A 25,736-nucleotide genomic window follows, 5' to 3' on the forward strand; every position below is an offset into this window, starting at 1 on the left:
TTATTTAAAAATACCGATATATAAGTATATATCGGTATTTTAATTTTATTTACATCATTGCCATGCCGAAGCCCATAACGAAAAGAGCAACGGTTTCACAAAGACCTACAATCATTAGATATTGGGCAAATCCCTTGCCTGTTTCTCCGAAAGAATCGGCGGCCGCTGCCGAAGCCTTTCCTTGAGCAATTGCGGAACCTGCAATACCGCAACCGCATACTACGCCCAAACCGAACAAAAACCACGGGTCCAATGTTTCAACCTTTCCTTTCATGGCCAACATTAAGATGAATCCGTAAATTGTCTGTGTTAACGGTGCACCGGCATAGGTGAGCATAAGAAAGGGCGCCGGCTTATTATTCATGTAACATCGTTTCCATGCCCCGATTGTTCCCATTCCTGCGATTGCCAAACCAATTGCAGAACCTACAGCAGAAATACCTAAAACCGCCGCAATTCCAAACATACCAAAATTCATATATAACTCCTATTTTTAAGCCGTTTCCGATTCGGAAAAAGGCATATATTTAAAGCCTGACCAAGTCAAGCCGACATGGGTTGAAAATTCCATTGTATTTAAACGGACTCCGTGTACTATTACCGAAAGAAGGTTCATAACACAGTTTAAGCCGTGTCCGAATACCAAAAGGATAATTCCTATAAAAATAATAAAACTGCCCAGCATGGGTCCTGCCATTGTGTTAACCGTCATACTTATAGCGGCTCCTGCAAGACCTACAGCCCAAAGTCTTATATAACTCATGATATCGGCAAAAACGTTTACGACTCCTAAAACCATACTTATCATATTTCCAAAAGCTTGCAAAATCGATTCTCCGATACTGCCGTTATAATTTGCAAAGATAAAGTTAAGAACAAAACCTATTGCAATGCACCATACTACAGCCGAAGTAATCGGATATTTTTCGGAACTTATTATTATGCTTAATATGGCAAAATACATTCCTATCAGCATTCCGAGAGAACCTACCTCGGCAAGTAATTTTAAAGATTTTCTGTTTCTTACTATTCCGATAAGGTGAGCAATGGATAAATGTATTACTCCTATCGTAAAGGAAATATGCATGATATTTTTATTACGTATTCCGTCTTCTTCCATTGAAGAAATGCCGTATACGGCAATATCCTTTAAAAATGAAGGTAATAATTTAGGAGGCGCTCCGAACCACGAACAGGTAAGTACTCCCCAAATTACGGTCATTATGCCTAAATACATCATCATAGCTAAGGAAACATCAACTTTCTTTTTTGCAAATTTGGCTTTTAATATCATAAATGACGACATAATTACAACTAAAAGACCGTATCCTCCGTCGCCGAAAATCATTGCAAAGAAAATACCGAAAAAGAGTAAAAACCAAAGCGAAATATCCGGCTCATTATAGCCCGGAACAGTTCCCAAAAAGTCGGTAAGAGGTGAAATCAAGCCCACTATTTTATTGTGTTTAAGTTTTGTAGGAACGGGGTCATCTTCTTCAGGCTCCTGCAAAATATAAGCCCACGATTTATTTTTAGCAAGCTCCGTAACCTGCTTTTCCTGCTCCTTCGGAACATAACCTGTAAGCCAAACGAGGCTTAAAGGTTTATCGCTTGAGTTTTCGGAATCTTCATTAAGAGGAATAACGGACATTCCGTCATAAACCGTTTCAAATTCGAGTTTTTTGGTTACGATTTTATCCAAAGCTTCTACCGAATTTAAGTAAGCGGACATCTTGGTCATTTCAGCCTTATAAGCCTCAATTTTAGTTATAAGGGTTGCGGCTTTTTCCTTAAGTTCTCTTGTAGAACTTTCAGGCATTTTTAACGGAAGAACATCTTTCGGTAAGTCCTCCGGTATTTCCCCGGTTTCCGCCCAAATTAAAAACTGCACCGTCTTTTTTATATTGCTTAAAAAAATCGTACGGATTGTTTTAGGCATTGCCATATATGATTTTTCCGAAACGGAAGCGGGGAAAAGATAAATACCTTTTTCCGAAAGTTCTTTAAATTCGTTTGCGGAAAAATCCCCCCAAGTTTTATATAAGGCAAGTTCCGATTTTAATCTTCCCAATTCTTCCACATTGTTTTTATATGAAGAAGTCAAATCCAATACGGAGTAGACAAATTTTAAAGCGTCTTCTTCATTTAAAAGAGAAGGCTCCGTAAAGTCTTTTTCCCTTTTTTTGGGCAAGTATTCGGTTAAAAGGCTTTTTGCAATGGTTAAATCGTTTTTTTCACTCTTAAGTTCGTTTATAAGGGTTCCGTTTGCAGGTTTTTCTTCAACATGAACGAGCCCGAGTTTCCGTAAATCTTTTAATGCTTTACGCTGTTCGGTTTTTAAAACCAAAAGCGTTATTTTTTTCATCGGTACTATCATATTTTAAACCTCTTCCGTTTTATGCCCTTTTTCAAGGTTCTTTTTAGAAATTTTACCGCGTACTACAGCCGCTACCTGCTGGTCGCCTAGATAAACGGTAATTTTTTTAATATTTGTCCTTGTTTCCGGGATTTTTACCTTTTCAAACAGGTTTACCCGCTGAGTTGTAGTTCTCAGTTCGTGGTGTAAAAGGCGTACCTGCTCGTCCAAGACTTTCGCTTCCAAATCAAGCGAAAGAACGTCCTGCATTTTTTCGCAAGAGGTATCTACCCAAAGCGGTTTGGAATATAGGTCGTATTTTGTTCTTTCAAACTCCGCACCGGAAAAAACTGGAATGCTTACACCTGCAATGTTTCCTGTGGAGGTTTTTACTTCTTTTATTTTAACCATAGAAGAGTCGAAAACTCCCGTTTCACCGAAAACGGCAAGCCATTCTTCAAATTCCTTATTTAAGGCATCGCGGTGGAGTCTTACTTCCTTTGCTCTTGCCTCAATAGTGCGTATTTCGGTTTGAAGCTGCTGCTTTTTAAGCTGTAAAGTCGGCAAGTATCTTCTGTACATTTTAAGAGATTCTTTTTGATTTTTCAGCTCGTTTTTAGTAAGTTTTATAGCCATAAAAGCGTCCTTTAATTTTCAGGCCAGTATTTATTTACCAAATCCGATTTAATACCGGTTTCTTCGCGTCTGAAACAATCGGCAAGAATTTTCCAGCCTAAGTTTAAGGCTTCTTCCAAAGGAATGTTTACCGATAAATCCATCATTCCGGCTTCGAATTTTTTGCCGTATTTTAAAAGTTTTTCGTCCCATTCGCTCATCATAAAGCCCATGGATTTTTTCTCCAGAGTGTCTTTATAAGAAGCGTATAATTTAATCATATTATCCATTAAAGCGCGGTGGTCGTCGCGGGTTTTTCCGTTTACGTTTTGCTTTAAACGCGAAAGGCTTCCGAAAGGCTCGATTCTTCCGTTTTTAAGATAAAATTGTCCTTCGGTAATGTAGCCCGTGTTGTCGGGAACAGGGTGCGTTACATCGTCGCCCGGCATTGTAGTAACCGCCAAAATCGTAACCGAGCCCGCATCGTCAAAGTCTACCGCTTTTTCATATCTGGCGGCAAGCTGACTGTAAAGGTCTCCGGGATATCCTCGGTTTGACGGAACCTGTTCCTGCGTAATGGCGATTTCTTTCATTGCGTCGGCAAAGTTCGTCATATCGGTTAAAAGTACCAAAACGTTTTTACCCGCAATTGCAAATTTTTCAGCCGCCGCAAGGCACATATCAGGAATCATTAAGCATTCAACCGTCGGGTCCGCCGCCGTGTGAACGAACATAGCGGTGCGGCTTAAAGCGCCCGCTTCTTCAAGCGTGTCTTTAAAATAAAGGTAGTCATCATATTTTAAGCCCATTCCGCCTAAGATGATAACATCTACTTCCGCCTGCATAGCAATACGGGCTAAAAGTTCGTTGTAAGGTTCTCCCGAGCTCGAAAAAATAGGCAGCTTTTGCGAAACGACCAGAGTATTAAAAACGTCAATCATAGGAATACCGGTTCTAATCATACGCTGTGCCAAAATACGTTTTGAGGGGTTTACGGAGGGACCTCCTATCGGAATCATATTTTCTTTAAGTGCAGGCCCCGAATCCCGCGGATTACCCGAACCTGTAAAAATACGACCCAAAATATCGTCCGAAAAGCTGATTTGCATTTCTTTTCCCAAAAAGCGCACCTCATCGCCTGTGGAAACACCGCGTCCGCCTGCAAAAACCTGCAAGGAAACCAAGCCTCCGTCAAGTTTATTTACTTCGGCAAGAGAGGTACCGAAACGGGTTTGAACTTCCGCCAATTCTCCGTATGTAACGTCTTCGGCTTTTACCGTAATAACGGAGCCGTTAATGGATTCAATTTTACTGTATACCTTTTTCATCTTACACCGCCTGCCTGCAATAATTTTTTAGCCTGTTCGTCCAAGCCTTCAGCTTTTTCCGCAATGAGATTTTTAAGATTCGTTTCATTTGTTTTAAATTCGGAAGAATCCCACGGCGAGTAGTTATAGTCGATAAATAAAAGTCTTAGCTTACTGAAATAAGAGCGTGCTTCGTCTTTTGAAATAAATTTAAACGAAGAACCTAAAATTTCCATTAAGATATTGTAGATATGCTGTTGCCGTTCTACCGAAACCGCATCGTCTACCTTATCGAAGGAGTTTTGCTGTAAATAAACGGAATCAAGTAAGTCTCCTTTTAAGTAAATGATAAAATCTTCTATACTTGTTCCTTCTTCACCTACAACCTTCATCATCTGCTCGACTTCAGTACCGCGTCTTAAAAAGCTTCTTCCGTAGCTTACCTGTTCTTTGGGTAAAACGCTCGGGTACTTCGACCATGAATCGAGCGGGTGAATTGCAGGGTATTTTCTTGCATCGGAGCGCTCTCTTGAAAGCCCATGGAAGGCTCCTACAACCTTGAGCGTTGCCTGAGTTACAGGCTCTTCAAAGTTACCTCCCGCAGGAGATACCGTGCCGCCTATAGTAACCGAGCCTTTTGAGCCGTCCTTTAGGCGGACAATACCCGCTCTTTCGTAAAAGGCTGCAATGTAGGATTCCAAATATGCGGGGAAGGCTTCTTCACCGGGTATTTCTTCCAAGCGTCCCGACATTTCGCGCAAGGCTTGAGCCCAGCGGCTTGTAGAATCCGCAAGAAGAAGAACGTCCAAGCCCATTTGTCTGTAATATTCGGCTAAGGTTACGCCCGTATAAACCGACGCTTCTCTCGCCGCAACGGGCATGGAAGAGGTGTTACAGATAATAACGGTACGCTCCATAAGGGTTCTTCCGGTTTTTGGGTCTTTAAGCTCGGGGAATTCTTTAAGTGTTTCTACAACTTCGCCTGCACGCTCTCCGCAAGCGGCTATTATAACAATGTCAACATCGGCGTTTCGGCTGGTCGCATGCTGTAAAACCGTTTTACCCGCTCCGAAAGGCCCCGGAATACAATAGGTTCCGCCCTTTGCCACGGGGAAAAAGGTGTCCATAGTGCGCATTTTTGTAACGAGTGTTTCGGTAGGCTTTAATCTCTCCGCATAACAGTCGATTGCGCGTTTTACCGGCCATCGGAAACTCATTGTTAAGGGCTTTACGTTTCCGCGCTCGTCGGCAACTTCCGCAATTGTTTCATCTACGGAATATTCCCCTTCATTTTTTATCGATTTTAGAGTATAGTTTCCGTACATATCAAAGGGGAGCATAATGCGGTGGGTAAAACTTCCTTCGGGAACGGTTCCTAAAATATCGCCTCTTACCAGTTTATCGCCCGCTTTTGCAAGCGGTGTAAACTTCCATTTTTTTCCTCGTGAAAGAGCATTTAAGTAAATACCTCTTTCCAAAAAATAACCTGCCTGTTCTGCAAGTTCCGGAAGCGGGTTTTGTAAACCGTCATATACCTGACCTAAAAGACCCGGTCCCAACTCTACTGAGAGGAGGTCGCCGGTAAATTCTACTTCATCGCCTACGCGAATACCTTTTGTAATTTCAAAAACCTGAAGCTGTGCAATGTCTCCTCTGATTCGGATAACCTCGCTTTTCAGTTTTTTTGAACCTACTTCTACATAGCCTACTTCATTAAGGGTAACCAAGCCTTCAAATTTAACGCTTATCATGTTACCGTTAATTCCGACTACTTTTCCTTTTGTTTTAGTCATACTATAACTCCAAATGATATTGAGGTATTAAAAATACTCTCAAGAAATATTCTATACACTTAATACCGCTATTTTATCATATAAATCAAAAATCTGCAAGAGTAAGACGGCGGAATAATCAATATTTAAAACCTTTATTTATAGATTTTATTCGCTGTCGTACTCGATAAGGGTTTTGACAGGCGTGTTTCCCAAAACTTGACTGTAATTTAAAAACGGAAGACCTACCACACCTAAAAAACCTGCAACCTTTGCGCCTCCTTCTTCCAAAATTGTGCGGGCAGCATTTAAGGTTCCGCCCGTTGCAATTAAGTCGTCGAGTAAAAGAATATTTTGCCCCTTAATTACATCGCTTTTATGTACTTCCACGGCGGCTTCGCCGTATTCAAGTTTATAGGAGCATGAATAAGTTTCTCCCGGCAGTTTTCCTTTTTTACGTATGAGAATTAACGGGATTCCCATTCTGTCCGCAAAGGGTGCCGCAAAGATAAACCCGCGAGCTTCAATTGCCGCAACGGCATCTATTTTTTCATTTTTGTACATTTCGGTCATTTTATCCAAACAATAACCGAAAACCTTAGGATTAACCAAAATGCCTGTTATATCATAAAACAGTATTCCTTTTTTTGGGAAATCAGGAATACGCCTAATGGCGGCATCAATAATTTTGTCTTTCATATTACGATATTTTAATCTTTATTTTTATAATGGTCAAGAATGTATAAAGCATTTTATGTCAAATTGTCTGTAATTTTACCGTATGAATGAATAAGGCCTTGGGAATTTTTAAAAAATAAAAATTTTTATGGAAAATTGCAGGTCAATAGCTTTCAGCTTCTCGGTTGACAAATTATTGTTTATCATGTATAAAGATATATATAATAATTGTTTGGATTTGCGGCGGAATGTTTTTTTATGATATAAACGATAAGAGTATTCAAGTTTCTTTTAAAAGGGCTGTTATTGAAGGGTTTAATGCCGATACGGGCGGCGTATTTATGCCTTCACAAATTGATAAATTAAGCCCTTCTATGATTTACCGTAACCCGCCTCCGTCTTTTCGAGATATAGTTTTTGAAGTTGCAAAGATGTTTTGCGGAAGTGAAATACCTGATAATGATTTAATGTCCGTTATAGCCCAATTTTATCCGTATAAAATTCCTATAACGCCTATTGCACAGACTACATATATCCTCGAGCTTTTCCACGGAGCCACCTGTAATTATAAGGATATAAGTGCCGGTTTTTCGGCTTATCTTTTGGAGTATTTTAATGCGGCTGAAAAGACTCCCGTTAATTTGCTTGCCGCAGCCTCCGGCGAAAGAGCTTGTGCAATAAGTGCCGCAGTTTCAAAAGTTAAAGGCGTAAATGCTGTAATTTTATACCCTAAAAATTCCCTTACCGAAATTCAGGAAAGGCAGCTTGCTTGCAGTCCTAAAAATGTATATTGTTTTTCAGTGGAAGGCCGTCTTGAAGATTGCGAAGCTATTGTTAATAAAGCTCTTTGTGATATCAAAGTTAAAAAGCGGTTTAAGCTTATCCCCTCCGGAGCTTTAAATTCCGCCTCTTTAATTCCGAAAATAGCGTTTTTTATTTATTCTTCTCTTGCAGTCTTATATAGGTGCGGTTATGACAACAAAATAGAAAAACCCGAAATTATCGCCTCCGTTCCTTCAGGCAGTTTTTCGGCTCTTACGGCAGGTCTTATTGCAAAGAAAATGGGAGCGCCGATTTCCGGTTTTATTTGTGCGGAAAATATCAACCATTGTTTGACGGATTTACTTATTTCAGGCGGTTTTAATTCAAAAGCGAAAATAGAAACAAATACTCCGGAGCTTGATGAGTCCAATTTAATCAATTTTAAACGTATGACGGCATTATACGATATTGAAGATTTAAAAAAACTTATTATTCCGTATTGTTTTGATGATGAAACTACTATTGAAGCCGTAACGCACTGTAACGATAAAACCGGTTATATAATAGACCCTTACGGAGGTATGGCATGGAAGGCTTGGATAGATATTTATCACGGAGCCTTAAACTCGGCTCGTTTAAAGTCAGTCGATGATGATTTTCAGGCAGGAGTACCGGCACAATACGGAAGCGTTTTTACAGGCGGCATAAAAACATGGTTTCATTCTTCATCAAAGACCAATTTAATAGGACTGATTCTTCAAACTTCTCACCCTGCAAAATTCACCGAAATTATGAAAACCGCCGTAGGAAGGCCTCCTTCGCTGCCCGATAGACTTGAAAGTCTTCCGTTTACGGAAAGCAAGGCTGTAAATATAAAAGCTTCTTATTCCGATTTTAAAAAACACCTTTTTGATATTATTGAAGAATAAGCGGATGAGGGGAGTCGAACCCCCGTCTCCAGCTTGGGAAGCTGGGGTAATAGCCGTTATACGACATCCGCAATAACAGTTAAAGTTTATTTATAATACTTAAATTTAAAGAAAAAAGCAAGGCCCGGTAAATTATTATATACCGGTAGTAATAAATAGCGTTTTTATATATAATAACTATTATGGAGATTTATAATGAGTGATTTTATTTCATGGGACGCAAATTACGATGTCGGAATTCAGCATGTCGATAAACAGCATAAGCATTTGGTAGATTTGATGAATGAGTTATACAAGGCCTGTACAAGCAGCGGAAAAGAAGAGGTTGATGAGAAATTTAAAGATGTAATGAAAGAAATGGTTGAGTACGTCTTAGTTCATTTTAAAGATGAAGAAAAAATAATGGAATCAATTAATTATCCTAAATTGAAAGAGCATAAACAAAAGCATGAGTTTTTTATAAAAGAAGTCTTGGCGTCAGTAAGCGCTTATACAAAGGGTAAACAGTTTGTTCCCAACACTTTCGTGCGTTTTTTGCGCGACTGGCTGTTTAATCATATATTGATAGATGACAAGGAAATGTCCCGTTATTATTTTTCGGTAAAAGGATAAATTTTTAAACAAAAATTCCCATAGTATAAAACGAAGCGAAATTTTTGTTTCAGCTTAATTGACATACAGTAAAATTTTAGATAATATCAATTTATCATATAAGAACAGGAGTTATTTTATGAAGATTGCTATTAACGGATTCGGAAGAATCGGAAGACTTGTTTTTCAAGCCTTGGTAAATCAGAATTTGCTGGGAAAAGACAAATTCGATGTTGTTGCAGTTGTCGACCTTTCCACCGATGCGGAATATTTTGCATATCAGTTAAAATATGATTCCGTACAGGGTAAGATGAATGCAAATATCGGTACTGACGGTGCCGATGTCCTTGTCGTAAACGGACATAAGATTAAATGTATTTCAGGGAAGGGTTTAACGCCCGCTCAACTTCCGTGGAAGGATTTAGGTGTGGAAGCCGTAATTGAAAGTACGGGTATTTATACAAATGAAAATGCTTATCAGCACATAGAAGCCGGTGCAAAAAAAGTTATTATTACCGCACCGGGAAAAAGCAAGGACCCGGCAAAGCCCATTAAAACCTTTGTTATGGGTGTAAACGAAAACGAGTACAAAGCAAACGAACATCATGTAGTTTCAAATGCAAGCTGTACTACCAACTGTTTGGCTCCTGTAGTTCATGTTTTATTAAAAGAAGGCTTCGGAATAGAAACGGGATTGATGACTACAATTCACTCTTATACGGCAACTCAAAAAACGGTTGACGGTGTTTCCCTAAAGGATTGGAGGGGAGGAAGAGCTGCTGCAATAAATATTATTCCGTCTACCACAGGTGCCGCAAAGGCTGTAGGCGAGGTTCTCCCTTCAACTAAAGGAAAACTTACAGGCATGTCTTTTAGGGTTCCAACTCCTACCGGCTCCGTAGTTGATCTTACAATCAGAACGGAAAAAGATACTTCCATAGAAGAAATAGATGCTGCAATGAAAAAGGCTTCCGAATCTTATATGAAAGGTATTTTTAGGATATTGCACCGAAGAAATCGTTTCAACCGATATTATTCACGATGAACGCTCTTCAATTTATGACAGCAAAGCAACCTTGCAAAACAACTTGCCGGGCGAAAAAAGGTTTTTTAAATTGGTTTCCTGGTACGATAACGAATGGGGTTATTCAAACAGGGTAATCGACTTACTTAAATTTATTACAAAATAAGTAAAAGCCGCTTGTCGCTTAACTTGTGTTTTAAACCGGCAGTACGGCTTGACGTATTGCCGGTTACGAAAACCGTGTACATGTTCAGCATATTATCGGATTGAGGGGCTTAAACGACTTTATTTAACATTACTTCAACGGCTTTTTCGGCATGAATTTTAGTTGAATCGAATAGCGGAAGTGAGTATTGATTTACCAATAAACCGATTTCCGTACATCCGAGGATTATTCCTTGGATATGTTCGTTTTTCATTGTATCCATTATTCTAAGATACTTTTCTTTTGATGACTCATTAATGATTCCTTTTACCAACTCTTTATAAATGATGTCGTTAATTATGTGCCGATTATCTTTATTAGGAATCACAACTTCCAAATTATATTTATTGATAAGTTTTTCTTTATAGAAGTCCTGTTCCATGGTAAAAATAGTACCCAATAAACCAATCTTTTTTATCCCCATTTTTGTAATAGTTTCACCGATTGCATCGGCAATATGAATTAACGGCAAACCTACAGCGGATTCGAAATTATCTACAACTTTATGCATTGTATTTGTACATAATACAATAAAATCGGCACCGGCCGCTTTCAAAGATAATCCGGCTTTTATAATTATTTTATTTAATTGTTCCCAATCGCCGGAATATTGTAATTCCTCAATTTCCTGAAAATCAACAGAATAAACAATACATTTAGCAGAGTGATTCTTTCCGAGTGTTTTGTTTATTCCTTTATTAATTATTTCGTAATATGGAACCGTTGATTCCCAACTCATACCGCCAATCAGCCCAATTGTTTTCATAGCAGCCTCCCGATAATTTTGATTTATATGTTTTTTCTTTTTCACAATATGTTACATCAAAATTATCGACAAAAATTTTTCATTAATAAACCAAATAACAGTTTTTCTTCATACTTTTTACTCCCGTGCACAGGCGGGGCGTCGATATAACATTCGCTTAACTTGCATTTGCTTAAGATTACTTTAAAAAAAGCGTAAATAGCCTTTTCTCTTTGCGCTTTTTATGCAGAGATTAAATACAACAATTCCGCAGATTAAATACAATGCAGCGTTTGCCCATAAGAGTAAATGTTTTTCAGGAGATATCCGTATGACGGAAATACCTTGCTCAAAAACAATTTTAAGCATTTCATTTGCTTGGATAAAAGGTAAAAGCAAACGTGCAACAAAATTTGCCGGGATAAAAAGAACCGCTAAAAATATGAACTGAAAAATTGATAAAATTGCACTTGCTTTTTTGAATATGATTGTAATCCCCGCAATAAATAGGCTTATGCCAAGCACTGAAATTAAGCCGACAATAAGTACATACGTAGTTGAAAAAATTCTGAAATAAATATGGCTGCCTGAAATTAACGAAAATACAAAAATATTAACCCAAGAAAAAATACAATATAAAAGCGTACTGACCATACTTTCAATGATAAGCAAAAATGTAAAATTATTGCTATTTATAATCATGTTTTCTAATATGCCTGTGTCACGATTCTTTGCAATTATATAGCCGACAGAGGTGTATACTGAAAGAATCATTGTCCAAGAATAATACCCAATGAGTATGCCTATCCTATCAGCGCCAAATGCCAAAACCGAACCGGATGCAATTTTGATACCATTCCATAACAAGAAGAAAATCGCATAAAACAAAATCATTGAAATGATAGTATTCACAAGCGTTCGCTTGTAATAAATCATTTCTTTATAAATCGACGCATAAATGTTTTTTAGAATTCTCATCTCAGTTTTCCTCCTATTTATTATTATTTATTAATTGCATAATTGATGCACGTAATGTATTTTCCGAATTTAACATTTTTACCTTTATGCCAAAGCCGTTTAGTTTTGAAAACATTTCATTAAGCTCATTATTGTTGTTCCAGAAAATACTAAAACTTGTGTCATTCATTTCAGTAATGTTAAAGTTATTGTATAACTCTTTTTTTACATCATCAGTAAGAGGTTCGTATAACATAACTTCATAACGGCTCGTTTCAAACAACGATATAAACTCTTGCATTGAGCCCTGCTTTAATGTTTGCCCTTCATGAATTAAAATACAGTCGGTACAAGTCCTTTTTACAAATTCCATATCGTGCGAACTTAATAAAATGCTAACACCGAATTCTTTATTGATATCTACTATTAAGTGCTCTAACTCTGCCTGAAACTTAATATCTAAGCCTGTTGTCGGTTCATCAAAAATTAATAGCTGTGCCGGCGACATAAGCGCAACAGCGATATTTGCACGTTGTTTCATACCGAATGACAGTTGATGTAATTGTTTTTTTAGTATAGTGCCTAATTCTAAATATTCTGCAATTTTTGCAAAACGAATTTTATCAAATTTATTCGAGTTTTTTAACAGTGAAAAATATTTTTATATTTTTCCTCAACTGTCATATACCAAAATAAATTTCTGCCGCCGTCAAGCAATACGGAAATATTATTTGTTACAATCTCCGTTTTTTTTAACGGATTCTCGTTTTCAAAATAAATATTACCGCTACATGGAATTAGAAGGTTGGCAACACATTTTATTAGTGTAGTTTTGCCGGCTCCGTTCATACCTAAAAGTCCTGTAATACTGTTTTTTGAAACATTAAGAGAACAGTTCTTTAACGCTTGCACTTTTCCATGTAAAAAGGTTTTGTTCAGTTTTTCAATCGAAAGAATTGGTGTGCTCATTTATGTATCTCCTTTTGTCTATTTTTTTTCTACACCATTGTGTATAGATATCATTTAAATTTTTATTATAGATTGGCATTTTCCACTCATATTACAATCATATTCGGATATGACGGATATACAAAATTAAATTGTGATTTTTTCATATATATGTATTTCTCCTCCTTATAAAATAATATACCGCACAAAAATTTAGCTGTCAAGTTTTATACATCAAAAAAAATAAAATTTCAATGAAGCAATCTAAGCAAGATTGACTCCATACCTGCATGCCTTAGGCATGTTAATCCAACATACGCTTAACCTGTAACTCCTGCCAAAAGGAATTATCAGGTTGAAGCGGGTGTTAGTTTGCTAACCTCCTATAATCTTTACGAATAAACGGCTCATGTTTTTCTTCGGAAACTAAGATTCCATATTTATTCGGTTGTCTATATGCATTACCATGAACTTCTCTTTCTCTATAATTCCTTAATTCATCTATATCAAATACAGCTGGATATATTCCTTCTTCTTCACCGGCTTCGATAATTAATGTATCTCTAGAACATGGTTCAGTAGGCTTATATGCTATTCCGTCAAATGCGGTAGAATGACCATTGCAATCAGGCTTTCCTTTCGGATAATTAACTGTTGCAATACCTACCATATTTTCAAATGCTCTTGCCCGAAGTTGTGAAATTCGATTAATTTCCATCGGACATGCATTTGGAACAAGTATTATTTCAGCCCCTTTAAGCATTAAGATTCTTGCACTTTCCGGAAATTCTCTATCATAACAAATCATAGAACCTATCTTGATAATGCCGTTTAAGGTATCTAATTCAGATACATAGAAATCATTACCTGCCTGTAAAACTTTTTCTTCTCCAAAATCGCAAGTATGTACTTTTGCATAGGTATATACTTCCTTTCCGAACCTATCAAACATACAGATACTATTTCTAGGCAAATGTTCATACTTTTCAAGAAATGTAATGCCTATTGCTATTTGTAATTCTTTCGCTAAATCAGAAAATGAGCGAATAAATTTATCATTCTTATCAATTGCTTTGCTTTTTACTTCACTAATAGATTCGGTTAATTCATAACCGATACTCCACATTTCCGGAAACAATGCAATATCGGCACCGAATATTTTTGCCTTGCGACAAGCTTCCATACCGATATGCGTATTTTCTTGAAGAGATTTTCCCGGCATTAATTGCAGTAAAGCAATTTTAATTTTAGACATTTGTTTTTCCTTGTTGTATCAAATCTTGTCAAACCAACTTCTCGCTTAACCTGCATTTGCAGGCTCCTCCGCAATGTCAGGTTGAAGCGGGGGTAGAACCGATTATTTTTTATTTATAAAACAAAACAATGAATTGAAAAGTAAATAATTATATATTCTATATCTTTCAGAATAAAACATATTAATCTTTGAAAAATTCATTGATGTACTCATCAAATATAATCTTTTTTCTTTTTCATCATAAAGATATGCATTAAAGGTTGCCGAATTACTTTCCGGGTCACTGCCGAAAGCAATAATATATTTATCGGCTCCACAATTCCATAAAATTCCTTCACGCTCCAACTCTATTGACTGCCAATTATTTGGATGTCTATTTTTATAATATCCTTGGTTCATCGCAATATCCAAATCTTCTCTCTTTACTCCATTTTTCTCATAGAAATTAATTGTTATTGAGTTTGTACCGCCGCCGTAAATCAGAAAAAATTTATCTTCGGAAGTCTTTTCTTTTTTACTAAAAGAAATTTGATTCCAGTCATTATCGAAGAGCAGTATACCGAGTTTATTATTAAACACACCCGCTTCTCTAAAATTGAATAAATTTATATTCTCATCAAATTCTTTATCATCATAATTATATCTCCATACTTCTTTTTCTGATGTCTTTTGTTTTTCTAATTTTGAATCAATTTTCTTTACCATTGCTTTTGAAAATGATGAGTCAATTTTATTTGATTTTATATATTGTTTTAATTGCTGTTGTATCTTGGCATTTCGTGTATTTCTAAAAAAACTTTCAAGTAGTAGACTATTGATCGTTTCTTTTCCAATATTATTTCGATATATTTTATCGAAAGTTAAATCATCTACTACACGTTTGCCGGCATCCCATTGTGAAAGGTAATTCTTCATATTAAAATAACCCTGCATTTCTTCAGTTGACGGAATATAAAAAAAATATTTGTTCTCTTCAGAAAACAGGCAATTAACTGAAAAAAATAAAACAATCACCAATGCTACTTTTCTCATTCTTTTCTCCTCGCTCCGTTAGGTGTCGTCATAACATTCGCTTAAGCTGCATTTCCGTGCCGTAGGCTTGGCGTGAAAATTGCATCCAAATTATAAGCAATTTTCATGACAAAGGAAATGTCAGCTTGAAACGGTTGTTATACCTTTTGCCGTATAGCCGCTTTTCTTGCGGTTACTATTTTATTTTACATGAAAAAATATAAAATTTCAAGTCAGCAAAATATTATCAAATATTGAAACTCATCTTAAAAATTTTAATTTTTTCAGCGTCTAATTTAATATTTTTGCATAACCACTATTTTTACATTTTGTCTTTCCATACATAAAACCATTACCAAGCCTAACATTTAGTTAGACTTGGTAACTTCAAACCTACACTACAACTTCTTTTTTAGCTTTATGATATACGTTATTTTTGATTCTTTCGGTTCTGATGATATGACATAGTTTTCCCCTAAAGGTTTCATCGTAAACACTTCATAACCAATCGATGTACCATCAATCATAAACCAAAACTCATTCATCTTTTTTTTCCAAGAATTTTCTATTTCCTTTATCTTCCGCATAGAACGAGCATAGCCTAACTCATATTGTATTCGAAAACCACCATCTTTGTATATCGGCATATTATTTTCATCACACTTATCGGTATATATGCTGCCATTTGAATTCAATGTGAGTAAACTAACTTCATTTTCTGTAAATCTAGTACCATCCTCTTTTTCGATGTAAACACTTATAACGAAAGGTACATTCACTATCCCGCCAGCACACGAAAATATACTAAAACAAATCAAAGCCCCAAAAAGTAATGCTAATTTTTTTTTTCATAAACTTATCCTCCTCATATGAATAAACTTGCGGATATTAAATTATCCTACGGTAAAATTGTACCATGCTTTTTCTTATTTGTCAAGTGTCATTTTATATTTTGTCTCTTATCTATGTGTCATTTTATATTTTTTTATTCTTTTCAAGGAAAAATATTAAAAATTCAAACTACATGTTTTTTTTAACCAAGCAAAATGAATGGTTCCAACACAAAAATAAAACTTAAAAAATTGATTTTTACTTTACGAACCTTAACGCCATTTCTGAAAACAGTTTTAAATTTAACACTACTGCCCAGCAATTCTTTTCATTAGCGTGAAACACTAAAACAGACGTTTCTATTTCACTCCTTAAAAAAACTAAAAATCAATTTTTTACTTTAAACAAAGCACTAGAAATACGCAAAAGTAAAGACCATAATAAAACACAAGAGCTTTCATTTTCAAAAACCATTTAAATTTTTCTGTGACGAGTTCAAGTAAAATATTTCCGTTCATGAAAAGAAAATTTGTTCCTACAAATAAGAAACGAGCCTGATTCAGTTGAACACTTTCTGAAAACATTTAGAAAAAAGCACATTAAATTTTTTTATATTTTTTAAAATATTTAATATGTTCGCCCGAAGGGTCGGTATAACACCTTTTCGAGCTTTCCCATTATACCCTACAAACCGATATTCCGTCAACCTAATCTGCCGGAAAAATTGTGCAATACAATTTTCTACATATCATATCGGACTTTAAATGCCGAAAACTCTTCGGTTTAGAATGCGGGGTGTACATATCGCGATGTTTATGTCGCCGTATCAGAGCGTTTTTGAATGGGTTTTGTTGTGCAGCTTGCTTTCAAAAGATGTGTTGAAAAAGAACGGTTGTCCATTTATTTCTGTACGTCGGTAAGTATTTTTATAAACGTAAAGTCCGACTTTTTAAAGAATACGCACGGTAAAGCCGTGCGCTTCTTTAAGTGTATAGTTTTATTGGATTTAAAAGATTTTCCTGTAAAATCGTAAACGGTTTATTCCGGCATTTCAAAACCGTCAGGGATATCGATATTTGTAGAAACGGTTTGAACATCTTCATCTTCTTCAAGTTTATCAATCATTTTTAAGGCTTTTTGTGTCGTTTCATTATCAAGGGTAACGTAGGTATCGGGAACCATTGAAACGGCTGCGGAAATGGATTCAAATCCCTTCCCCTGCAAGGCTTCGAGAACGGAAGCGAATTCGTTGGGGTCGGTAGTAACCGTAATAACTCCGTCTTCAGTTGCAATGTCTTCAGCTCCCGCTTCCAAAGCGGTTTCCATAACGGCTTCTTCGCTTACTTTTTCGGCATCGTATTCTATAATGCCCTTTCTGTTAAACATATAGGCTACGGAACCTGTAGCTCCCAGATTTCCTCCGCTTTTTGTAAAAATATTTCGCACACTGGCAGCGGACCTGTTTTTATTGTCGGTTAAAACTTCAACTAAAACTGCAACTCCGCCCGGACCGTAACCTTCATATAAAAGCTCTTCATAGCTTACGGCACCGAGTTCACCCGTTCCCTTTTTTATTGCTCTTTCGATATTATCTTTAGGCATATTAGCGGCACGCGCTTTTAAAACGGCTGTTCTAAGCCTCGGATTGGTAGCGGGATCTCCTCCGCCCATTTTTGCGGCAATAGATATTTCCTTAATAAATTTAGTAAAAAGCTGACCTCTTTTTGCGTCAGCCGCACCTTTAGCGTGTTTAATTGTCGCCCATTTACTATGTCCTGACATGAAAACTCCTTAGTTTATAACAAAATAGGGTATAATTTTACAAAAAAAAACAAAATATGTCAATGGGAGAAAAATGTTTACAAAGGGCAGCCGTGCCGCAAAAATCGGTAAAAAAGAAAGTCGGGATTTATATCGTATAGTAAGAATGGGGTAAAACAATTCCGATATAAGCAGTTCCGGAAATTGACAATAGATTATATATAGATATAATATCGACATAGTTTTATCCGGTGAAGTTTTTCAAAAATATCAAAGCCTTAAACCGAAACTTGCCGTAAGAAATTCCTCGGGTGAAGTGATTACATTACTTAATAATGATGTAAATGCTTTTTTCATATATTTTATGTTTCGCATAATGCAGAAGAAAAAGAATATGCTAAAAAGTGCGGAGCGGTTTTAACGGAAATAACTGAAAAGCCGTATAATGATTATTGATGTCTTATAAAAATTTGAGCAATTTATCTTACTTGACCTAAAATATAATAATATGATAGTTTGAAGTTTAATAACATAAAAGGGGTTTTATAATGAGTTTGGCATTGGTTTCGGTTTCGGATAAAACAGGTTTAAAAGAATTTGCCGAGCGGCTTAAAAAAGCGGGGTTTGAATTTTTAGCTTCAGGCGGAACTGCAAAGTTTTTACGCAGTATAAATATAAAGGTAACGGAAGTTTCGGAATATACTTCTTTTCCTGAAATTTTGGGAGGAAGGGTAAAAACGCTTCACCCTGTAATTCACGGAGGAATTCTTGCGCGAAATACCGAAGAGGATTTAAACTCTCTTAAAGAGTTAAAAATTGAAGCTATAGATATGGTTATAGCAAACCTTTATCCGTTTGAAAAAACAATAGCGGATTTTTCTTCTACGGAAACGGATTGTATTGAAAATATAGACATAGGCGGGGTTACTCTTTTACGTGCCGCTGCAAAAAATTACGGAAGGGTTTCGGTAATTTGCGATTTTAACGATTATGATGAGATTGCGGGAGAAATAGAAAAAACGGGTTCGGTTTCCATTAAGGAGCGCAAACTGCTTGCTCTTAAAGCCTTTGACGTTTGTACACGCTACGATGCCGCAATCGGTTTATGGCTGAAAAATAAAATTGCAGAAGATTCTTGCATGAATTCCGAGGTTAATTCTTTAGATAAATATAAGGCATTGGAGGGAAGATGTGCCTATATTGCAGGGTTTGAAGGACAGTCTTTACGCTACGGAGAAAATCCGCACCAAAGGGCTTGGCTTTACAATACATCGGTAAAAGGCGGCGTTTTGGGCGGTACGGTTCTTCAAGGTAAAGAATTGTCGTATAATAATATTCTTGATGTCGATGCTGCTTGGCGGGCGGTTTCCGTATTTTTAAACCCCGCCGCCGTTGTGGTAAAACACTTGACACCATGCGGTATTGCGGAAGCGGGAGGAGAAGGAAACGGGTTACATATCGCCTTGGAAGCGGCTGTTGCCTGCGATTCCGTTTCCGCTTATGGAAGTATAATAGCGGTAAATCGGATATTCGATAAAAATTGTTTCGACGTTATAGAAAAACTTTTTGCGGAGTGTATCATAGCTCCGGTGTTTTCCGAAGATGTAAAACCCCTATTAGCTTTAAAGAAAAATTTACGGATTATAGAAGCCCCGGCTTTATCTTTAAGCGAAAAATATGAATATAAATCGATATTAAACGGATTTTTACTTCAAGAAAAAGATTTCGGCGATTCTGAAAATACAGAGTATAAAAATGCCGCAAAACGGAAAGCTTCCGCAAACGAAGAAAAGCTTTTACGCTTTGCAATGAAGGCTTGTATAGCTGTAAAGTCGAATGCTGTTTTACTTGCAGCTCCCATTGACGGCAGTTGTCCTGAAAATGGGATTTGTACCGTAGGCATAGGCTGCGGGCAGCCGAACAGGGTAGACGCCGCAAAACAGGCAATAGAGCGGGCAGGGGAAAAAGCCGAAAATTCGGTACTGGCCTCCGATGCTTTTTTTCCGTTTGCCGACACAATTAAAATCGCCGCAGAGGCGGGAATTTCGGCGGTAGTGCAGCCCGGAGGTTCCATACGTGATGAATTAAGTATAGCGGAATGCGATAAAAACGGTATGGCAATGCTGGTTACCGGTGTAAGACATTTTAAGCATTAAAAACGCTTCGATTTTTAAGCGGAGTTAAAACGGTTTAATTGTATACGGCGTTTACGCTTTTTCCGTAAGCCATTCTCCTATTGTTTTTTCTTCCGCATTAAAACTTACGCCTATTAAAACTATTTCTTTGTTTTCAGCCCTGTACGCTTCCGCATAATTTTTTTCTTTTATTTGCTTTAAGGCTTCCTCCGCACTTCCTTTTAATTTAAACTCGAAAATATAAATCGTATTTTCGGTTTCCACCGTACAATCGCTCCTCCCGCCTGCACAATGCGTTTCGGTTTTTACAAACTGTCCCATAAGGGCAAACACCAAATAAACGCATATTTGAAAATTATGCTCCCTTAATGCAAGACTTTCTCCGCTTTCCTTCTTTACATTATCGTAGGGAATACTCGCCATTATGGACTTTAACCTTTGCATAAACTCTTCCACCCTGCCTGAAGTAATGTCGCGGTAAAATTGTGCAACGGAAAATGCCGCATTGGAGTAAAGCACATTTGAATAACCGGGTAAAAGGTTGTATAAAAAGCCGTATCTTACCTCATCATTGGGAAAGCCTAGCCTATACAGTTTTACTACAGTATCGTAGCCCTTTATAGTTAAGTATCCCGCTTGAAATAAAATAGGTATTGCAGAATCGCTTTCCGCCCTGTAATCCGATAATCCCGATGCGTTCACTTCCACATTTCCGTCCAAATCGGGTATATTATACTTATAATCTTTTAAATATCTTACCAAAAATGTAGGTGTTCCGGTCTCAAACCAATAATCTCCCAATTCTTTTTTTGCAAAGGCGTTTATTAAACTGAAAGGGTTATACACCGCCTCGCAATTTTGATAAAAACGGTAACCGTCATATTTTTGTTTTAAGTTTTTTATGCACTGCTCATAGCTTAACCTGTTTCTTTCCGCCAAGACTTCTATTTCGGGTTTAAAAGTATTTTCAAGTTCGTTTTGAGTAATTCCGCAAATTGCCGTAAACTCTTCTTCCATACTGATATCACGTAAATTGTTTAAATCGCTGAAAATACTTACCTTACTGAACTTGGTAACTCCCGTTAAAAAGGCAAAGCGTATAACGCTGTCCGAGCTTTTTAATACCGAATAAAAGGCTTTTAAAATTGCCCTGTATTCTTCATTTAATTTTTCGTTTACATTCATTGTCTGCAAAAGAGGCTTATCGTATTCGTCTACCAAAAATACTATTTGTTTACCGGTTTTTTCATATACAGTTTTTAAAAGTACTGCAAATCTTTTTGCGTAGGAAAGAGTATTTTGAACGGGTAAATTGTATTTTTCTTCTTTTTCTTTTAAAAATAAATCTAAGTTTTCCGTTAAGGCTTCTACACAGTCGTATTTACCTACATTAAAGTCCAAGTAAAAAACGGGATACTCCTTCCAAGGCTCACTTTGTGAATTTTCCAAATTTTCAATTGCCAGATTTTTAAAAAGCTCCTTTTGTCCAGAAAAATAGGCTTTAAGCGTTGAAAGAAAGAGGCTTTTACCGAAACGGCGCGGACGGCTTAAAAAATATACCCTGCTTGAATTAACGAGACGGTAAATGAATTCCGTTTTATCGACATAGAGAAATTTATCGTTACGCATAACTTCAAAACTTTGTACGCCTATAGGCAATCTTCTGCTGAAATCCATAATACGCTATTAGTTTATCATAAGGATTGAGAGCTTGTCAATTATTGATACTCGATATTAAAATCCGGCTATTTTTACATCTATTATGTAAACCGCAATAATTTTCATCATCCGAATAAGCCCTTGCTTCGATTTATAAAATGGTGTATATTTATAACAAGTTAGTGTACCGTGGAAATTTTATGAGGGATTTTACAAACGGAAACTTTCTGTAAATGCCTTACGGTAAATAATAAAGAGAGGTTTAATTATGGAATTAACTTACAAAGCAAAATCGGCTTGGGAAGAGTTAACTAAAAGCGAGTTCTCCGAAATGGAAAAACTTTCGGACGGCTACTTGGATTTTTTGAATAACGGTAAAACCGAGCGGGAATGTACAACTCAAATTATAAAGGAAGCAAAATCGCACGGCTTTAAACCGCTTGATGAAGTTATTAAAAGCGGTTCTGTAAAGCGCGGTACAAAGGTTTATTTAAATAATAAAGAAAAATCTGTCGTGCTTATGGTTTTGGGAAAAGACATAACGGAAGGCATGAATATAATAGGAGCACATATAGACAGCCCGCGTTTGGATTTAAAACAAATGCCTCTTTATGAAGAATCGGGCTTAGCTTTTTTAAAAACACACTATTACGGAGGTGTAAAAAAATATCAGTGGACTACAATTCCTCTTGCAATTCACGGTGTAATTTTTACAAAAGAAGGAAAAAAAATTGACGTTTGTATAGGCGAAGATGAAAAAGACCCCGTTCTTTTTATAAACGACCTTTTAATTCATCTTTCAAAAAAACAATTGCAGGAAACTTTAGCTGAAGGTATTACCGGAGAACAGCTTAATGTTCTTGTAGGCAATATAAAACCTAAGGCCGAAAAAGACGAAAACGGTAAAGAAAAAGAAGTTAAAAATCCCGTAAAAGAAAATATTTTAAAAATCTTAAATAAAAAATACGGAATTATTGAAGAAGATTTCAGGGTTGCGGAATTGGAAGTTGTTCCTGCGGGAAAGGCAAGAAATGTCGGCTTGGATAATTCAATGATTGCGGGGCACGGACATGATGACAGGGTTTGCGCTTATACAACATTAAAAGGAATTCTAGAAATTGAAAATCCTGAAAGAACGGCGGTTGCCCTTTTTGCCGATAAAGAAGAGATAGGTTCTGTCGGAAATACGGGTATGCAGGCATATTATTTTGAAAATATGGTTGCGGAAATTGCCGCTCTTAAAACCGGTTATACGGATATAGATGTAAGAAGAGCTTTTGCAAATTCCTATATGCTTTCTGCGGACGTTTCGGCAGGTTACGACCCGGCTTTTCCTTCCGTATTTGAAAAAATGAATGCGGCCTATATAGGCAACGGAATTTGTATCAATAAATATACAGGCTCAGGCGGAAAAGGCGGTTCAAATGATGCCAATGCCGAATTCCTGCAAAAAATAAGAAAGAATTTTACGGACAATAAAGTTGTATGGCAAACTGCCGAACTCGGTATGATTGATGCGGGAGGCGGCGGTACAATAGCTTATATTATTGCCAAATACGGAACTGAAGTTGTAGACTGCGGCGTTCCGGTTCTTTCAATGCATGCACCCGTTGAAATTATAAGTAAGGCTGACCTTTTAATGGCATATAGAGCTTATAAAGGCTTTTACGGATGTAAATAACGTAATTTATTTACCCATAAATGGGGTTTATCCGGCACTTTTTTATCCGTAAAATTATAAACCCCTTTTTATATGGTATTGACATCAAGCTGTCTTACATGATAGCATTTATACAAGAGGTATTGATTATGAAAAATAAATTCTTTTTTATTCTTTTATTTTTTATTACAGGCACATTCTGCCTTTTTTCGGACCCTGTCGAAGGTCTTTGGAAAAGTATAGATGAAAAAACAAACAAGGTTACGGGTGTTTGGAAAATTTACGAAAAAGACGGAATGCTTTTCGGCGAAATGCTTATGACGAACGGGCATCACCCTCAAGCCGCAGTTACGGCCTGTAAAGAATCTTATAAAGATTTTCCTAAACCGGGTAGAGTAAATAAAATGCCGCTTGTAGGTACTCCGTTTATTTACAATTTGATTAAAAAATCGGAAGGCTATTGGCATAAAGGTTATATAATTGATCCGGCAAGCGGAAAACATTATTATTGTAAAATTATATTTCATAAAGCCGACGATAAAAAATACAAAAAAGATACTTTGGAAATGCGAGGCGAGATAGGACTCGGAATAGGCAGAAGCCAATATTGGGAAAAGACCGACCAAGCGGAAACCGATGAACTTATTAAAAACAATACCGTAGAACATAAATATGAACTAGCGACGGAATAGATGTTAGTCGGGAATTTGCAAACTATCGGTTTTACGGTTTGTAAATTCCCGTAATTTTTAAACGTTTTTTTAAATTTTATACAAACCGTGCATATCCTTTAGGCAAGATTTTAATGCTTTGTAAAAATTAAAATAATAGTCTTGTATTATCTTAATTCCGAATCGGGGATAATATTTTTAGCGGTTTTTACCAATTCGGCGGCTTCCGCTATTGTATACGGGTTTATCGAATTCCATTCAGGATTAAGACACGAGCCTGCAACGAATTGTGCAAACCTCCAAACCGCATTTTTCGGCAAAAGAGCCGCAATCTCACTTATTTCCTTTTTTGAAACGAGTTTCGGAACAAGAACCGTCCTGTATTCAATTTCCGTTTTATTTTCTTCAGCTTTGAGTATTTCTATTGTTTTCAGCAAAGCTTTTTGCCGTTTTTCGCTTACCTCTTCATCTGTTTTTGAAAAAAGTTCATCGTAACGGCTTGGAGAAGTTTTTATATCCAGTGCAATCATATCGGGTTTAAGTTCGGCAGTATTAAGCACCTCTAAAAGCTTTTGCGGAAATAAACCGTTTGTATCTATTTTTATTTCAAGAGAAAGTTCCTTTGCTTTACGTATAATATCAAACAAAATAGGGGAGATAAAAGGCTCTCCTCCAGAAATAACCAAGGCGGAAATAAGAGATTTCCGTTTTTGTAAAAAGGCATAAACTTCTTCAATTTTGCAGTAAATATTTCCGCAAAAGGATTGCTCCGGAGAGAAAGCGGAAGGCGAGGCGAGGGCAAGCTCCGCATTATGGCAATACGGACACCTCATATTACACCCCGGCAAAAAAACCGCCGCTGCAACGCGGCGGGGAAAATTCACTAAGGTGGTTTTTTGTAAACCTACATACATCTAGGCAATCTTTTCGATTCTTTCATTTTCCGAAGAAAACATTAGCCTGTGATTATACTCTTCGCGTTTTCCTTTATTCCAGTTTCTGACAGAACGATAATAGCCTACGATTCTGGCATAAACTTCCGTAGTTCTTCCGTGAACGTCTTCAAGTTCTTTTTTTACTTGAGCAATCTCGGAATCGATTTGTTCGACGGTTCTCATAAACTCCTCCCGATAATTTTTAAAGATAACACATATAGTGTTTATATCTTTATTTTTAATAATAATAACACTATATATAGTGTTTGTCAATACGGTTTTACATTTATTATACGGAATTTTTAATAAAAACGGTCAAAATATAGCGGATTTTACAGTTAATCTGTCTTTGATGACGGTTTTAATGCGATACCCGTTATAAAAGGATTTTTATATTATCCTTCTTTTCCTACAAGACACATCCATTCGGCTTCGGCGGCTAAAACCTCTCCTACATAAATTTTACCGGCTTGTTTTACCATTTTCGGAGATACCCTTAAATTGGTAATTTCTATTTTTACCTTGTCGTCGGGTCTTACCTGTGAGCGGAATTTTACCTTATCTACAGTTGCCAAAAAAAATAAAGAATTTTCTTCAAATATTTTTTGAAAACTCAGTGCCGCTCCTCCCGCCTGAGCCATAGTTTCGATTAAAATTACGCCGGGAACAACGGGATATTCCGGAAAATGTCCTTTAAAAAAGAATTCGTCTTTAGTAAAGGTGTGCTCGCTGATGCTGCCTTTTTCATCGGCACTTATTATTTCATCAACGAATAAAAAAGGTTTCCTGTGAGGAAGTAAGATTTCTATATTATTTGTAAGACTCATTATAACTCCTTAATTAAAGCGCAGTATACATATAATTTAAATCTTTAGCAAGGGCTTATTTTTTATGGAAGAACTTCTCAAGAAAATCCGCCTTTTTTTTCT

At 36.7% G+C, this 25,736-nt stretch carries 23 protein-coding genes, 1 tRNA gene and 1 pseudogene; 6 read left to right on the forward strand and 19 right to left on the reverse strand.

Going from position 1 to position 25,736, the window contains the following annotated elements:
* Positions 1-49 precede the first annotated feature (49 nt).
* The 6 genes from DYQ05_RS08435 to DYQ05_RS08460 form a co-directional block, all read right to left on the reverse strand.
* Positions 50-478, reverse strand: a complete 429-nt coding sequence (locus tag DYQ05_RS08435; protein WP_024465489.1) for an ATP synthase subunit K — start codon at positions 476-478, stop codon at positions 50-52.
* Between the two features lie 15 nt (positions 479-493).
* Positions 494-2,377 (reverse strand): V-type ATP synthase subunit I, encoded by a 1,884-nt coding sequence (locus tag DYQ05_RS08440; RefSeq protein WP_206183256.1) that lies wholly within the window; start codon positions 2,375-2,377, stop codon positions 494-496.
* Positions 2,378-2,380: 3 nt separating this feature from the next.
* Positions 2,381-2,992, reverse strand: a complete 612-nt coding sequence (locus DYQ05_RS08445) for a V-type ATP synthase subunit D (protein WP_020965569.1) — start codon at positions 2,990-2,992, stop codon at positions 2,381-2,383.
* 11 nt (positions 2,993-3,003) lie between these two features.
* Entirely contained in the window at positions 3,004-4,299 is a 1,296-nt protein-coding gene (locus DYQ05_RS08450) for a V-type ATP synthase subunit B (RefSeq protein WP_020965570.1), read from the reverse strand.
* Positions 4,296-6,071, reverse strand: coding sequence for a V-type ATP synthase subunit A (locus tag DYQ05_RS08455; protein WP_020965571.1), 1,776 nt, complete (start codon positions 6,069-6,071; stop codon positions 4,296-4,298). Before DYQ05_RS08455 ends, DYQ05_RS08450 begins: the two co-directional genes overlap by 4 nt.
* 147 nt (positions 6,072-6,218) lie before the next feature.
* A complete protein-coding gene (locus tag DYQ05_RS08460; protein ID WP_020965572.1) occupies positions 6,219-6,749 on the reverse strand; it encodes an adenine phosphoribosyltransferase in 531 nt (176 codons plus the stop codon).
* 227 nt (positions 6,750-6,976) lie between these two features.
* On the opposite strand from DYQ05_RS08460, the gene DYQ05_RS08465 reads away from it, so the two are divergent.
* On the forward strand, positions 6,977-8,419 hold the full coding sequence (locus DYQ05_RS08465) for a PALP domain-containing protein (RefSeq protein WP_206183257.1): 1,443 nt from the start codon (positions 6,977-6,979) through the stop codon (positions 8,417-8,419).
* Here the strand turns inward: DYQ05_RS08465 and DYQ05_RS08470 are convergent.
* Positions 8,419-8,490 (reverse strand) — tRNA-Gly (locus tag DYQ05_RS08470). The genes DYQ05_RS08465 and DYQ05_RS08470 overlap by 1 nt on opposite strands.
* A gap of 124 nt (positions 8,491-8,614) precedes the next feature.
* Here DYQ05_RS08470 and DYQ05_RS08475 point away from each other — a divergent pair.
* Positions 8,615-9,031, forward strand: coding sequence for a bacteriohemerythrin (locus DYQ05_RS08475; RefSeq protein ID WP_020965574.1), 417 nt, complete (start codon positions 8,615-8,617; stop codon positions 9,029-9,031).
* 118 nt (positions 9,032-9,149) lie between these two features.
* A pseudogene (gene gap / locus DYQ05_RS08480) lies at positions 9,150-10,200 on the forward strand (type I glyceraldehyde-3-phosphate dehydrogenase).
* A 109-nt stretch (positions 10,201-10,309) separates the two neighbouring features.
* Here gap and DYQ05_RS08485 read toward each other — a convergent pair.
* From DYQ05_RS08485 to DYQ05_RS08515, 8 genes are all read right to left on the reverse strand, one after another.
* A complete protein-coding gene (locus DYQ05_RS08485) occupies positions 10,310-11,005 on the reverse strand; it encodes an aspartate/glutamate racemase family protein (RefSeq protein WP_024467636.1) in 696 nt (231 codons plus the stop codon).
* A gap of 183 nt (positions 11,006-11,188) precedes the next feature.
* Positions 11,189-11,962, reverse strand: a complete 774-nt coding sequence (locus DYQ05_RS08490) for a hypothetical protein (protein WP_020965577.1) — start codon at positions 11,960-11,962, stop codon at positions 11,189-11,191.
* Between the two features lie 13 nt (positions 11,963-11,975).
* The gene (locus tag DYQ05_RS13960; protein WP_353934596.1) at positions 11,976-12,590 is read right to left on the reverse strand and encodes an ATP-binding cassette domain-containing protein; all 615 of its coding nucleotides are present in this window, start codon (positions 12,588-12,590) and stop codon (positions 11,976-11,978) included.
* Positions 12,584-12,910, reverse strand: a complete 327-nt coding sequence (locus DYQ05_RS13965) for an ATP-binding cassette domain-containing protein (protein WP_252723317.1) — start codon at positions 12,908-12,910, stop codon at positions 12,584-12,586. Before DYQ05_RS13965 ends, DYQ05_RS13960 begins: the two co-directional genes overlap by 7 nt.
* A 346-nt stretch (positions 12,911-13,256) precedes the next feature.
* On the reverse strand, positions 13,257-14,144 hold the full coding sequence (locus tag DYQ05_RS08500) for a carbon-nitrogen hydrolase family protein (protein WP_206183258.1): 888 nt from the start codon (positions 14,142-14,144) through the stop codon (positions 13,257-13,259).
* A 102-nt stretch (positions 14,145-14,246) separates the two neighbouring features.
* Entirely contained in the window at positions 14,247-15,176 is a 930-nt protein-coding gene (locus tag DYQ05_RS08505) for a hypothetical protein (protein ID WP_206183259.1), read from the reverse strand.
* A gap of 377 nt (positions 15,177-15,553) precedes the next feature.
* A complete protein-coding gene (locus DYQ05_RS08510) occupies positions 15,554-15,934 on the reverse strand; it encodes a hypothetical protein (protein WP_024465503.1) in 381 nt (126 codons plus the stop codon).
* Positions 15,935-17,024: 1,090 nt separating this feature from the next.
* Entirely contained in the window at positions 17,025-17,768 is a 744-nt protein-coding gene (locus DYQ05_RS08515) for a YebC/PmpR family DNA-binding transcriptional regulator (RefSeq protein WP_020965583.1), read from the reverse strand.
* 527 nt (positions 17,769-18,295) lie between these two features.
* Between DYQ05_RS08515 and purH the strand changes: the two genes are divergently transcribed.
* Positions 18,296-19,903 (forward strand): bifunctional phosphoribosylaminoimidazolecarboxamide formyltransferase/IMP cyclohydrolase, encoded by a 1,608-nt coding sequence (gene purH / locus DYQ05_RS08520; protein ID WP_206183260.1) that lies wholly within the window; start codon positions 18,296-18,298, stop codon positions 19,901-19,903.
* 51 nt (positions 19,904-19,954) lie between these two features.
* Here the strand turns inward: purH and DYQ05_RS08525 are convergent, their stop codons facing one another.
* Positions 19,955-21,559: an ATP-binding protein gene (locus DYQ05_RS08525; protein ID WP_206183261.1), complete on the reverse strand. Its 1,605-nt coding sequence runs from the start codon at positions 21,557-21,559 to the stop codon at positions 19,955-19,957.
* 250 nt (positions 21,560-21,809) lie between these two features.
* Here DYQ05_RS08525 and DYQ05_RS08530 point away from each other — a divergent pair, with 250 nt between their 5' ends.
* Entirely contained in the window at positions 21,810-23,222 is a 1,413-nt protein-coding gene (locus DYQ05_RS08530; RefSeq protein ID WP_020965587.1) for an aminopeptidase, read from the forward strand.
* A gap of 128 nt (positions 23,223-23,350) precedes the next feature.
* Positions 23,351-23,893 (forward strand): DUF2147 domain-containing protein, encoded by a 543-nt coding sequence (locus tag DYQ05_RS08535; RefSeq protein ID WP_024465579.1) that lies wholly within the window; start codon positions 23,351-23,353, stop codon positions 23,891-23,893.
* A 146-nt stretch (positions 23,894-24,039) separates the two neighbouring features.
* Here DYQ05_RS08535 and DYQ05_RS08540 read toward each other — a convergent pair whose 3' ends face one another.
* The 3 genes from DYQ05_RS08540 to fabZ all read right to left on the reverse strand — a co-directional run bounded on the left by DYQ05_RS08540 (position 24,040) and on the right by fabZ (position 25,634).
* Positions 24,040-24,786 (reverse strand): anaerobic ribonucleoside-triphosphate reductase activating protein, encoded by a 747-nt coding sequence (locus tag DYQ05_RS08540; protein ID WP_206183262.1) that lies wholly within the window; start codon positions 24,784-24,786, stop codon positions 24,040-24,042.
* Entirely contained in the window at positions 24,787-24,990 is a 204-nt protein-coding gene (gene nrdD, locus DYQ05_RS08545) for an anaerobic ribonucleoside-triphosphate reductase (protein ID WP_020965590.1), read from the reverse strand. It lies immediately after the preceding gene.
* A 212-nt stretch (positions 24,991-25,202) separates the two neighbouring features.
* Positions 25,203-25,634, reverse strand: coding sequence for a 3-hydroxyacyl-ACP dehydratase FabZ (gene fabZ, locus DYQ05_RS08550; RefSeq protein WP_024468493.1), 432 nt, complete (start codon positions 25,632-25,634; stop codon positions 25,203-25,205).
* Positions 25,635-25,736: the final 102 nt, after the last annotated feature.

The sequence above is a fragment of the Treponema pedis genome (assembly GCF_017161325.1).
GTDB classification, from domain to species: Bacteria; Spirochaetota; Spirochaetia; order Treponematales; family Treponemataceae; genus Treponema_B; species Treponema_B pedis.